Consider the following 11,749-nt stretch of genomic DNA (forward strand, 5'->3'; position numbering starts at 1 on the left):
AGTTCCTCGATCAGGGCGATCACGTCGCCGACGAGGTGGAGTGGTGACGCCAGGAGTACCAGCTCTCGGGCCAACCGTGCAGCAGCAGGACCAGCGGCCCCTGCCCCTGCTCGGCGATGTGCAGCCTGACCCCGTTCACGTCGACGAAGCGGTGGGTTGGCGGACTTTCCACGAGGGGTTCCTTGAAATGCGTCTGTGCCTGCTACTGCTTCAGCTGGGCGTAGAGGGCTTCCAGGTCGCCGGACAGCTGCGACTTGACCCAGCGGGTGGTGTCGTCGGCCAGCACTTCGTGCGCCCCCGCCTCGATGCCGTCGAGCGCGGCCACGGCTACGTCGCGGGGGTCGGCCTTGGGCGCGTCGATACCGGACGTCATGTCGGTGTCCACATACGCCACGTGGAGTCCCGTCACCGCGATGCCGCGCGGCACACAAGGACTCACCATGACGACCTTCGCCCTCGTCGGCACCGGCCCTGACCTGGGGCTTGCCACCGCCCGCCGCTTCGGAGCCGCCGGCCACACCGTCGCCCTCATCGCCCGCAACGCGGGAGAAGCTCGACGACCTCACGGCCGAACTCGCCCGTGACAACATCCAGGCTCGCAGCTTCACCGCCGACGTTCTCGACACCGAGTCCCTGGCCACAACCCTGAACGCGGCCGCCGAAGCCCTGGGGCCCATCGAGATCCTCCAGTACAGCCCCGTGCCCCGCCCCGACTTCATGAAGCCGGTCCTCGACACCAGCGCCGACGACCTCGACGCACCCCTGTCCTTCTCCGTCAAGGGCCCGGTCCCCGCAGTGAACGCCGTTCTGCCCGACATGCGCGCCCTGGGCCGCGGCACCCTGCTGTTCGTCAACGGCTCCAGCGCCGTACGCACGCCCCAACCCGAAAGTCGCCGGCACCTCGATCGCGTTTGCCGCCGAGAGCGCCTACGCCCGCATGCTCCACGACGCGCTCGCCCCGGAGAACATCCACGTGGCCCAGCTGATCATCTCCGGAGCCATCCGGCCCGACGCCGAGCACAGCAGCCCCGACGTCCTGGCCCAGCCCCTGCTCGACATCCACCAGCTGCGGGACGGCTTCCGCCACTACGCCGAGCCCCTGCCTGACTAATCCCCTGGACGACCTCGTGAACCCGGCACCCCTGCGGACTCTCGCCCGTGTGGTCCCGGCCGCCGCCTTGCTGCTGGCCGTGACCGCCTGCACCAACGACTCCCCATCGTCCTCGTCGAAGCCCGCGTCGCCGCGGGCTTCGACAGCCCCGGCCGCCACCTCACCGTCCGCCAGGACTACCGCCATGAACATCCGGCTCACCATCAACGGCCACCGCTTCGACGCCACCCTGAACGACAGCGCCACTGCCCGCGACTTCGCCGCCCAGCTCCCTCTCACCTCGTCTCTGCGCGACTTCAACCAGGCCGAGAAGATCGCCGACCTGCCGCACGAGCTGTCCACCACCGGGGCCCCGGAAGGCGCCGACCCTCAGGTCGGTGATCTCGCCTACTACGAGCCCTGGGGCACCCTGGCCACTTACTACCGAGACGCCCCCTACGCCACCGGTGTGGTCCCCGTCGGGCTGATGAAGACCGGCGGCACCGAGCAGCTCGCCACCGCCGAGGAAATCACCATCGAAGCCGCTCCCTGACCGGCCCGACCCTTCGCTCCCCCGGGTTTGCCGCCGTGTTCATCGGCCGCTTCATCCCGGCCCGGGAGCAGCGCGCCGAGGTATCCCTCCGGGCCGAGGTCCGGGCTCTGCGCCAGGGTCGGCTGTGGCTGGCGCTCGGCGCCGCGATGCTGATCATGGGCGGCGTCCTGGCGACGTACACGTACGTCACCCCGTTGCTGACCTACCGCGCCGGCATCCCGGAAGGCGCCGTACCGCTCGTCCTCATCGCCTTCGGCGTCGGAGCCCTGGGCGGCACCACCACCGGAGGCCGTCTAGGCGACCGCCGCCCGATGGCCACCACCATCACGGCCGCCGCGGCCACCGCCCTGGTCCTGCTCCTGATGATCCCGCTGTCCGGCACCCCGGTGACGGCCACTCTCCTCGTCTTTCTCATGGGCCTGACCGGCTTCACGGTCAACCCGGTCGTCACCGCCCTGGCCATGCGCTTCGCGGGCGATGCTCCGACCCTCACCTCGGCGCTGACCACCACCGGCATCGCCGCCGGCTCGGCGATCGCCGGTACGGCCCTGGACTCCTCCCTCGGCCTGACCGGCCCGCCCTTGGTCGGCACCGTCATCGCGGCCCTCACCCTCCTCCCGCTGATCGCCCTCGCCGTCCACGACACCCCCAACAAGGGGCGGATCGTGGCCCGGAGCAGCGCTCACACCCACGCGCGAGGCGACGAACCCGCGCAGGTGCCGTCACAGCACTGACGCAAGCCCCGATCCGGGTCCTGCCGATACGAACCCCACGACGTACCAGCAAGCGAGAGGAATCCGCCCCATGACCGTGACCAGCGCGGCCTTCACCGGCAAGGCGGCCTTCGTGACCGGAGCCGGCTCCGGCATCGGCCGCACCACCGCCGTTGAACCGCTCCGGGATCGGTGGAGGCTCTATGCGTTGACTCCAGCCGCCAGTTGGGGCTGGTGTTGAGCGTAGTGGTAGGTCTCGTGCTCGTGGGGTGGGATGTCTCCGATCGCGGTGTGGAGGCGCTGGTTGTTGAACCAGTCGACCCATTCCGCGGTGCCGAGTTCGACGTCGGCGAGGCCGTGCCAGGGCCTGCGGGGCTTGATCAACTCTGTCTTGTAGAGGCTGATCTGGGATTCCATGAGCGCGTTGTCCAGGGCGTCGCCGACGGTGCCGATCGAGGCGGCGTCGATACCCGCCTCGATGAAGTGCGCGGTGAACGCGAAAGACGTGTATTGGCTGCCGGCATCCGAATGATGAACGAGGCCCGGTCCAGCGGAGTTCCGGAGCGGTCTCGACGCCACAGGGCCATGCCGAGGGCGTTGAGGACGACCTTGGGCGGCTTGCTGGTGGCGGCGGACCAGCCCACGATCGCCCGGGAGAACAGGTCCACGACGAACGCGACGTAGACGATCCCGGACCAGGTGGCGACATAGGTGAAGTCCGCGACCCATCTCTCGTTCGGCCGGGACGCCGTGAAGTCGCGTTGCAGCAGATCAGCTGCCCGATCAGGGCCGTCGTCCCGGACGGTGGTGCGGATCTTCTTCCCTCGCCGAACGCCCTCCAGGCCCAGGTCACGCATCAGCCGGGCGACGGTGCAGCGGGCCACCGGTATGCCTTCGCGATGCAGTTGCCGCCAGACTTTCCTGGCCCCGTAGACGCTGAAGTTGTCCGTGTGGACGCGGCTGATCTGCGTCTTCAGTTCGGTGTCGCGGACTGTTCGGGTGCTGGGCGTGCGGTTCTTTGCGGCGTAGTAGGTGCTCGTCGCGATCTTCAGTCCGTGGCTGGTCAGGACTCGGCAGATCGGCTCGACTCCGAACACCTCCTTGAACTCGTCGATGAACGCTACGAGCGCTTCGATGGCCGGTCGAGCTCGGCCGCGAAGAAAGCCGATGCCGCCTTGAGGATCTCGTTCGCCCGCCGCACGTTCCGAAGTCCGAGCTCATGTATGGGCGTTGGCCGCGGACCGGGCTCCGGATGCCGGCGGGCAGGTGACCGTGGGCCTGGACGAGTTCTCGTCCTGGCCCACTCGGACAAGCAGGACGCGGCCCCGACCTGGAAGAAGACCTATGGCCACCACCGGCTGACGGGGTTCGTCGACCACGGCCCTGGAGGAACCGGCGAACCCGTCGCAGCCCTCCTGCGTCCCGGGAACGCGGGATCGAACACAGCCGCCGACCACATCGCTACCGCCCGCCTCGCCCTGGCCCAACTGCCGAAGAAGTACCGGCGGGGCCGACGGACTCTGATCCGCTGTGATTCCGCGGGCGGAACCCATGAGTTCGTGGCCCCGCTCGCCCAGCGCGGGCGGTGGCTGTCCTACTCGTTCGGCATGGTGATCACCGAGGCCATCCACCAGCACGTTCTCAAGATTCCGGTCGCGGCCTGGACGCCCGCGGTCGAGTCAGACAGCGAGGTCCGTGACGGGGCCTGGGTCGCCGAACTCACCGGGGACCTGCTGGATGGCTGGCCGAAGGGCATGCGGCTGATCGTCCGCAAGGAACGACCCCACCCCGGGGCTCAGTTGCGGATCATCGACGCGGACGGCATGCGGATCACCTGCTTGGCCACCAACACCGTCGACCGTCCGATCGCGGAACTCGAGCTACGTCACCGGCTGCGGGCCCGCGCGGAAGACCGGATCCTGGCCACCCGGGCGACCGGCCTGCGGAACCTTCCCCCTGCACGACACCGCACAGAACGAGGTCTGGCTGGAGATCGTCCGGATCGCACTCCTGCCAAACCCCGGCTGACCAGCGGTTCTCCTGGTCCTACGAGAGAACGTCCCAGTCCGGAGCAGTGGAACCCGGCGTCCACCCGAGACGGCACTCGGGCCCTCGGCCTGCCCAGCATCGGCCATCTCGGGAACGAGTGAATCCGAGGTCAGATCGTCGCGGTGTCGATCACGAACCGGTACCGGAAGTCGCCCGCCAGCAGCCGCTCGTACGCCTCGTTGATCTCGGACGCGGCGATCACTTCGATCTCGGCGCCGAAGCCGTGCTCCGCGCAGAAGTCCAGCATCTCCTGGGTCTCGGCGATGCCGCCGATGGCGGAGCCGGCGATCGACCTGCGGCCCATGATCAGCGGGAAGACGTTGACGGAGACGGGCTCCTCGGGGGCGCCCACGTTCACCAGGGCGCCCTCGATCTTCAGCAGGTTCACGAACGCGCTGATGCCGAGCGGGGCCGAGACCGTGGAGACGATGAGGTCGAAGGTGCCGGCCAGTTCCTCGAAGGTCTTCGGGTCGTTGGTGGCGTAGTAGTGGTCGGCGCCCAGCTTGATGCCGTCGTCCTTCTTGCGCAGGGACTGCGAAAGGACGGTGACCTCGGCGCCCAGCGCGTGCGCGATCTTGACGCCCATGTGGCCGAGACCGCCCAGACCGACGATCGCGACCTTCTTGCCGGGACCGGCGCCCCAGTGCTTGAGCCGGGAGTACAGGGTGATGCCCGCGCACAGCAGCGGGGCGGCCACGTCGAGGGAGAGGCCGTCGGGGATGCGGACGGCGTAGTTCTCGTCGACGACGATCCTCTGGAGGTAGCCGCCGTACGTGGGCCGGCCGTCCTTGTCGAGGTAGTTGTACGTCTGGATCATGCCCCCGCCGGGAAAACACCCAGGGCAGGAATGTGCCTACGTTCGCGGTTCCTACCACTGGCAGAGTCAGGCTCTTTCCCGGCGGCCCGCGAAATGTGTCATGCCCTCAAGAATCAGACCCGCAGGAATTCAGCACGCTCACCGTCTCCTTGTCCTGTAGAAGACCACGAGAAGGCAAAGGGGGGATAAAAGTCTCCCTGCCGCGAGTGTCGCCGGTGATGCAAGACTTCCGTCGTGACCAGCCGCCGCTGCCAAGGCGCGCGGTCGCCCTTTCCCCGCGGCGGCGTTGATCCCAGGCCTGCTGCCCCGCTGTTGTTCACGTCTGTCCCGTCCGTGATGCGAAGGCGTACGTATGTCTGCTGACCTCTCTGAATCCGCTGTTCCACCCTCGACCGAATCGGGTGAGTCCCCCTCGGGGCCCAGCCGGCGTACCGTTATCGCCACAGGTGTGGTGGTGGGCGGTGCCGTGGTGGCCGGAGGGACGTTCCTCGCCGGCTCGGAGGAGGCTTCCGCCGCGGGGGCGGCGCCCTCCAGCCGGGTCTCCCTGACGGTCAACGGCACCCGCCGGACCGTGACGGTGGACAACCGCACGTCGCTGCTTGACCTGCTGCGCGAGCACCTCGACCTGACCGGCTCCAAGAAGGGCTGCAACGCCGGGGCCTGCGGGGCGTGCACGGTGCTGGTCGACGGACAGCGGGTCAACTCCTGCCTGACGCTGGCCGTGCGGCTGGGGGGCGCCGAGGTCACCACCATCGAGGGCCTGGCCAAGGGCGACGAACTGCACCCGCTGCAGCAGGCGTTCATCGACGAGGACGCCTTCCAGTGCGGGTATTGCACCCCGGGCCAGATCATGTCCGGCGTCGGCTGCATCCAGGAGGGCCACACCAACTCGCCGGAGGAGATCCGGGAGTACATGAGCGGCAACGTCTGCCGCTGTGGCTGCTACGTCAAGATCGTGCGCGCGGTCGAGCTGACCGCCGCCCGGAAGTAAGGAGCGGCCCGTGTATCCCTTCGCCTACACCCGCGTGAACAGCGTCCGGGAAGCCCTGGACGCCGGCCGGCGCGGCGGCCGTTACATCGCCGGCGGCACCACCCTCGTCGACCTGATGCGCGAGACCGTCGAAACCCCCGAGACGGTGGTCGACATCAGCGCGCTGCCCCTGCGTGAGATCACCGCCACCGCGGGCGGGGGCATCCGCATCGGCGCCCTGGTCCCGATGGCCGTGGCCACCGCCGACCCCAAGCTGAACTCCCTCTACCCGGTGGTCGCCCAGGCACTGCGGGGCGCCTCGGCCCAGCTGCGGAACATGGCCACCATCGGCGGCAACATCATGCAGCGCACCCGCTGCACCTACTTCCGTGACGTGACCGCCGACTGCAACAAGCGCGAGCCCGGCTCCGGCTGCGCCGCCCTGCACGGCTACAACCGCGGCCACGCGATCCTCGGCGGCTCCGATCACTGCGTGGCCGTGCACGCCTCCGACTTCGCCGTCGCGCTCACCGCCCTGGAGGCGACCGTCCACCTGGAGGCACCGGACGGCAAGGAGCGCAGGCTCCCCTTCGCCGACTTCCTGCTCCGCCCCGGCGCCACCCCGAACAGGGAACACGCCTTGAGGCCCGGCGAGTTGATCACCGCCGTGGGGATCCCGGCGCTCCCGCGTCCGCTCAAGTCGGCCTACCTGAAGATCCGCGACCGGCAGTCCTACTCGTTCGGGCTCGCCTCGGCGGCCGTCGCGCTGCATGTACGCGGCGGCGTGATCCGGGAGGCGAAGGTCGCCGCGGGCGGTGTGGCTACCGTGCCGTGGAAGCTGTCCGCCGTCGAGCGTGCCCTGGTCGGCGAGCGCCCCTCGGACCGGCTGTGGGCCGAGGCCGCCGGCCACGCGGCCGACGGCGCCCGCCCCCTCCAGCACAACCGGTTCAAGGTCGAACTCCTGAAGCGGACCGTCGAACGCCAGCTGCGCACCGTAGGAGAGATGGCATGAGCCCCCAGCCGCAGGCAGCCGTAGGTGCGCCGCTGTCCCGCGTGGACGGCCGGCTCAAGGTCACCGGCAAGGCGGAGTACGCCGCCGAACACGACATCAAGGGTGCCGTGCACGCCGTCATCGTCGACGCGAGCATCGGATGCGGCCGGATCACCTCCATCGACACGCGCGCCGCCGAGAAACACGCGGGCGTGCTGCGGGTGATCCACCACGGCAACGCCCCGAAACTGCCGTACCGCGACAACGCCGGCTCCAACAACCCGGCCGGACGCAGACTTCGGGTCTTCCAGGACGACAAGGTCCTCTTCCACGGCCAGCCGGTCGCCGTCGTGGTGGCCGCCACCCTGGAGGCCGCCCAGCACGGGGCGAGCCTGGTCAAGGTCCGCTACGACGCCGAGAAGCCCTCGACGGACATCACCAAGGCCGAGCCGGGCGAGCCGACGCCCTATGCGCGCGGGGACGCGGAGGCAGGGCTGCGCTCCTCGGCCGTACGGCTGGACCTGAAGTACGAACTGGCGCGCAACCACCACAACCCGATGGAGCCGCACGCCACCGTCGCCCGCTGGGACGGCAATCGGCTGACGGTGTGGGACAAGACGCAGTGGGTGATGGGCACGCACGACGAGATCGCCGCGGTCTTCGACCTGCCGGCGGACGCGGTGCGGGTCATCAACCCGTTCGTCGGCGGCGGCTTCGGCAGTGGACTGCGCTGCTGGCCGCACACGATCGTCGCCGCGCTGGCCGCGCGGGTGACGCGGCGCCCGGTGAAGCTGGTGCTGTCGCGCAAGCAGATGTACTTCGGCACCGGATTCCGGCCGGCCTACGAGTACCGGCTGCGCCTCGGCAGCGACCGGCGCGGCCGGCTGAACGCCGCGATCCACGACATCGACCACGAGACCTCGTCTTACGAGACGTTCTTCGAGGCCGTCCTGGGCACGGGCCAGATGATGTACAGCATGCCCAACGTCCGCCAGGCGTACCGGCAGGTGCCGTTGGACGTGAACACCCCGATCTGGATGCGCGGGCCCGGCTTCGCCCCCGCGTCGTTCGTGATCGAGTCGGCCATGGACGAGCTAGCCGACGAACTCGGCATCGATCCGATCGAGCTGCGCCGGCGCAACGAACCGGCCGAGGACGAGTCGACGAACGAGCCCTTCTCCTCCCGGCGACTGAGCGAGTGCTACACGGTCGGCGCCCGCGAGTTCGGTTGGGACCGCCGCAACCCCAAGCCGCGCTCCACCCGGGAGGGGAACCTGCTGATCGGCCTGGGCATGGCCGCCGGGGCCTACGACTGCGGGCGCTTCCCCGCGCAGGCCAGGGCGCGGCTGGACGCCGACGGCACGGCGGTCGTGGACGCGGCCACCACCGACATGGGGCCGGGCACGTACACCTCCCAGACCCAGGTCGCGGCCGACGCCCTGGGGCTGACCATGCGCACGGTCACGTTCCGGCTGGGTGACTCGGAGTATCCGTTCACCTCGCCGCACGGCGGTTCGGCGACCATGGCCAGTGTCGGCTCGGCCGTTGTCGACGCCTGCAACAAGGTGCGGCAGCAGGCGATCAAGCTGGCCGTGGAGGACCGGGAGTCGCCGCTGTACGGCGTGAACGCGGACGACGTGGTCGTGCGCAACGGCCGACTGCACGTGCGGAACGACACGGTGCGCGGTGAGACGTACAAGCGCCTGCTGGCCCGCAACGACCGCTCCCACCTGGAGGCGAACGGTTCTTACCAGGGGCCCGGCTCCGAGCGCTCCGCCTACTTCGCCTACAGCGCGACCTTCGCCGAGGTCTCGGTGGACGCGGACCTGGGGCTGGTACGGGTGCGGAGGATGCTCGGCGTCTACGACGCGGGGCGGATCATCAGCCCCAAGCTCGCCGAGAGCCAGGCCTTCGGCGGGATTGTCGGCGGCATCGGCCAGGCGCTGTTGGAGCACACGGTCACCGACCACCGCGACGGGCGGATCGTGAACTCCAGCCTCGCCGACTACCTCGTGCCCGTGAACGCCGACGTCCCCGAGATCAAGGCGATCTACCTCGACGGCGAGGACAACGCCGGCAACCTGCTGGGCGTCAAGGGACTCGGCGAGGTCGTCCAGGTGGGCGTGGCGGCCGCGATCGGCAACGCGGTCTTCAACGCCACCGGCCGACGGATCCGCCAACTGCCCATCACCGCCGAGGCGTTGCTCTGAACGACGCCGCCTCCATAGCGGGGTCCGGCAGCCGACCCCCCGTACGGCTGCCGGACCCTCCCCGGGCCGCCGCCGCGCACGCGCCCCCGTCGGCGCGGGGGCGGCCCGCCCCACCTTCCGCGACAGCGACCGTCTGTTCTGGAGCCCCCATGCTGAACATCGCGCACACACTGCACCGCTGGTGCCGCGAGGAACGCCCCTTCGCCCTGGCCACCGTCGTCGACGTCACCGGCAGCGCACCCCTGCCCATCGGCACGTCGGTGGCGGTGGACGCCGACGGCAACGCCGTCGGCAGCATCTCCGGCGGCTGCGTCGAAGGCGCGGTGTACGAGCTGTGCCGCCAGGCCCTCCACGACCGAGGCACTCCCCAGCGCGCGTGGTTCGGCTACTCCGACGACGACGCCTTCGCCGTGGGCCTGACCTGCGGCGGCGAACTCGACGTCCTCGTCCAGTGCGTCGACCCCGCCGCCCAGCCCCATCTCGGCGCGGCGCTCGCCGCGGCGGTCGAGGGCCGGCCCGCCGCCGTCGCCCAGGTCGTGGACGGGCCTGAGGGATTGCTCGGCGCCACTTTGAGCGTCCTCGGCGACAGTTGGATCGCCGACAGCACGCTCGGCGACGGGCCGACCGGCCGGGCCGTGGCGGACCGGGCCACCGCCCAACTGCGCACCGGACGCACCGCACTTCTCTCGCTCGGCGGAGACGCCGACACCTGCCCCGAGCAGCTCTCCGTCCTCGTCCACGCGGCCGCGACCCGCCCCCGCATGCTGATCTTCGGCGCCATCGATTTCGCCGCCGCCCTCGCCCAGGCCGGCCACTTTTTGGGCTACCACGTCACCGTGTGCGACGCCCGCCCCGTCTTCGCCACCGAAGCCCGCTTCCCGCACGCCGACGAGGTGGTCGTCGACTGGCCCCACCGCTACCTTGCACAGACGGCCGTGGACGCCCGTACCGCCGTCTGCGTGCTGACCCACGACGCCAAGTTCGACATCCCCCTGCTCCAGCTCGCCCTCGACCTGCCCGTCGGCTACGTCGGCGCCATGGGCTCCCGCCGCACCCACGACGCACGTCTGCGCCGCCTGCGTGAAGTCGGGGTCACCGACAGGCAGTTGGCCCGGCTGCGCTCCCCGATCGGCCTCGACCTGGGTGCCCGCACCCCCGAGGAGACGGCCATCTCCATCACCGCCGAGATCATCGCCCACGCCAACCAGAGCACCGGCCTGCCTCTGGCCCGGGTCACCGGTCCGATCCATGCTCATTGACACCTACGGCCGAGTGGCCACCGACCTGAGGGTCTCGCTGACCGACCGGTGCAATCTGCGCTGTACGTACTGCATGCCCGAGGAGGGCCTGCAGTGGCTGGCCAAGCCCGACCTGCTCACGGACGACGACATCGTCCGCCTGACCGACATCGCCGTCACCTCGCTGGGCATCGAGGAGGTCCGCTTCACCGGCGGTGAGCCGCTGCTGCGTCCCGGCCTGGTCGGCATAGTCGAGCAGGGCGCGGCCCTGGAGCCGCGCCCGCAGATGTCGCTGACGACGAACGGCATCGGCCTGAAGCGCACCGCGACGGCTTTGAAGGCGGCGGGCCTGGACCGGGTGAACGTCTCCCTGGACACTCTCCGTCCGGACGTCTTCAAGACCCTCACCCGCCGTGACCGCCACAAGGACGTCATCGAGGGCCAGGTGCTGGCCCACCGCCTGTACGACATCCACCTCAAGCGCGACGGCTTCCGCCACTACGCCGAGCCCCTGCCCGACTGACGCCCCCTGAGGATGCCGTGAGCCCGACCACCCGTTCCAGCCTTGCCCGCGCCGTCCCGACCGCCTTACTGCTCGCAGTGACCGCCTGTACCGACGCGGCGCCCCCGTCCCCGTCTTCCCCGTCCTCGTCCTCCGCCTCCGCGTCCGCGTCCGTCCGCGTCACAGCGAACGCCGACGGCCACCGCACCAGCCGCACCGTCCGATGACAAGGACACCGCCATGAACATCCGGCTCACCATCGACGGCCACGGGTCGACGCCACCCTGAACGACAGCGCCACGGCCCGCGACTTCGCCGCCCTGCTGCCGCTCACGCTGAACCTGAGCGACTTCCACGAGACGGAGAAGATCGCCGACCTACCCCGTCGGCTGTCCACCTCCGGCGCCCCGGACGCCGCCGAAACAAAGCCCGGTGACCTGGCGTATTACGCGCCCTGGGGCAACCTGGCGCTCTTCTACCGAGGCAGCGGCTCCAGCGACGCCGGCCTGATCATCCTCGGCCACGTGAACGGCGACACCGAACGCCTCGCCACCGCCACCGCCACCGAGGTCACCATCGAAGCAGCTTCCTGACCCGGCGCACTGTCAACGGGAGA

10 protein-coding genes and 5 pseudogenes are annotated in these 11,749 nt (G+C 70.0%); 10 read left to right on the plus strand and 5 right to left on the minus strand.

Annotated features, from left to right (window positions below):
- Positions 1-19 precede the first annotated feature (19 nt).
- On the minus strand, positions 20-172 hold the full coding sequence (locus ABIE67_RS34790) for an alpha/beta fold hydrolase (protein ID WP_370265383.1): 153 nt from the start codon (positions 170-172) through the stop codon (positions 20-22).
- Between the two features lie 30 nt (positions 173-202).
- Positions 203-424: pseudogene (locus ABIE67_RS34795) on the minus strand (short-chain dehydrogenase); the annotation flags it as partial.
- A gap of 16 nt (positions 425-440) precedes the next feature.
- Between ABIE67_RS34795 and ABIE67_RS34800 the strand changes: the two are divergent.
- From ABIE67_RS34800 to ABIE67_RS34810, 3 genes and pseudogenes are all read left to right on the plus strand, one after another.
- Positions 441-1,111: pseudogene (locus tag ABIE67_RS34800) on the plus strand (SDR family NAD(P)-dependent oxidoreductase).
- A gap of 16 nt (positions 1,112-1,127) precedes the next feature.
- A complete protein-coding gene (locus tag ABIE67_RS34805; protein WP_370265385.1) occupies positions 1,128-1,643 on the plus strand; it encodes a cyclophilin-like fold protein in 516 nt (171 codons plus the stop codon).
- Between the two features lie 35 nt (positions 1,644-1,678).
- Entirely contained in the window at positions 1,679-2,377 is a 699-nt protein-coding gene (locus ABIE67_RS34810; protein ID WP_370265386.1) for an MFS transporter, read from the plus strand.
- 180 nt (positions 2,378-2,557) lie between these two features.
- Here the strand turns inward: ABIE67_RS34810 and ABIE67_RS34815 are convergent, their stop codons facing one another.
- Entirely contained in the window at positions 2,558-2,773 is a 216-nt protein-coding gene (locus ABIE67_RS34815; RefSeq protein WP_370265388.1) for an integrase core domain-containing protein, read from the minus strand.
- The gene (locus tag ABIE67_RS34820; RefSeq protein WP_370269241.1) at positions 2,737-3,525 is read right to left on the minus strand and encodes an IS3 family transposase; all 789 of its coding nucleotides are present in this window, start codon (positions 3,523-3,525) and stop codon (positions 2,737-2,739) included. Before ABIE67_RS34820 ends, ABIE67_RS34815 begins: the two co-directional genes overlap by 37 nt.
- A 25-nt stretch (positions 3,526-3,550) precedes the next feature.
- Here ABIE67_RS34820 and ABIE67_RS34825 point away from each other — a divergent pair.
- Positions 3,551-4,366: pseudogene (locus tag ABIE67_RS34825) on the plus strand (transposase); the annotation flags it as partial.
- A gap of 148 nt (positions 4,367-4,514) precedes the next feature.
- Here ABIE67_RS34825 and ABIE67_RS34830 read toward each other — a convergent pair.
- Positions 4,515-5,228 (minus strand): annotated as a pseudogene (locus tag ABIE67_RS34830) (NAD(P)-dependent alcohol dehydrogenase); the annotation flags it as partial.
- 346 nt (positions 5,229-5,574) lie between these two features.
- Here ABIE67_RS34830 and ABIE67_RS34835 point away from each other — a divergent pair.
- From ABIE67_RS34835 to ABIE67_RS34860, 6 genes and pseudogenes are all read left to right on the plus strand, one after another.
- Positions 5,575-6,213 carry a (2Fe-2S)-binding protein gene (locus ABIE67_RS34835; RefSeq protein WP_370265389.1) on the plus strand — a complete coding sequence of 213 codons (639 nt, stop codon included), beginning with the start codon at positions 5,575-5,577 and terminating at the stop codon, positions 6,211-6,213.
- Between the two features lie 10 nt (positions 6,214-6,223).
- On the plus strand, positions 6,224-7,204 hold the full coding sequence (locus ABIE67_RS34840) for a xanthine dehydrogenase family protein subunit M (protein ID WP_370265391.1): 981 nt from the start codon (positions 6,224-6,226) through the stop codon (positions 7,202-7,204).
- A complete protein-coding gene (locus ABIE67_RS34845) occupies positions 7,201-9,393 on the plus strand; it encodes a xanthine dehydrogenase family protein molybdopterin-binding subunit (RefSeq protein ID WP_370265392.1) in 2,193 nt (730 codons plus the stop codon). The genes ABIE67_RS34840 and ABIE67_RS34845 overlap by 4 nt, the downstream gene beginning before the upstream one ends.
- Positions 9,394-9,542: 149 nt before the next feature.
- Complete coding sequence (locus ABIE67_RS34850; protein ID WP_370265395.1) at positions 9,543-10,652, plus strand: XdhC family protein; 1,110 nt, start codon at positions 9,543-9,545, stop codon at positions 10,650-10,652.
- Positions 10,642-11,085: pseudogene (locus ABIE67_RS34855) on the plus strand (radical SAM protein); the annotation flags it as partial. The gene ABIE67_RS34850 and the pseudogene ABIE67_RS34855, both read left to right, overlap by 11 nt.
- 371 nt (positions 11,086-11,456) lie before the next feature.
- Positions 11,457-11,726: a cyclophilin-like fold protein gene (locus ABIE67_RS34860; RefSeq protein WP_370269243.1), complete on the plus strand. Its 270-nt coding sequence runs from the start codon at positions 11,457-11,459 to the stop codon at positions 11,724-11,726.
- Positions 11,727-11,749 lie beyond the last annotated feature (23 nt).

It is taken from the genome of Streptomyces sp. V4I8, assembly GCF_041261225.1.
GTDB lineage: Bacteria > Actinomycetota > Actinomycetes > Streptomycetales > Streptomycetaceae > Streptomyces.

Excerpts from the sequence above, each read along its gene's own strand:
- ABIE67_RS34835 (WP_370265389.1), top strand. The coding sequence starts at position 5,575 with ATGTCTGCTGACCTCTCTGAATCCGCTGTTCCACCCTCGACCGAATCG.
- ABIE67_RS34850 (WP_370265395.1), top strand. The coding sequence starts at position 9,543 with ATGCTGAACATCGCGCACACACTGCACCGCTGGTGCCGCGAGGAACGC.
- ABIE67_RS34815 (WP_370265388.1), bottom strand. The coding sequence starts at position 2,773 with ATGGAATCCCAGATCAGCCTCTACAAGACAGAGTTGATCAAGCCCCGC.
- ABIE67_RS34845 (WP_370265392.1), top strand. The coding sequence starts at position 7,201 with ATGAGCCCCCAGCCGCAGGCAGCCGTAGGTGCGCCGCTGTCCCGCGTG.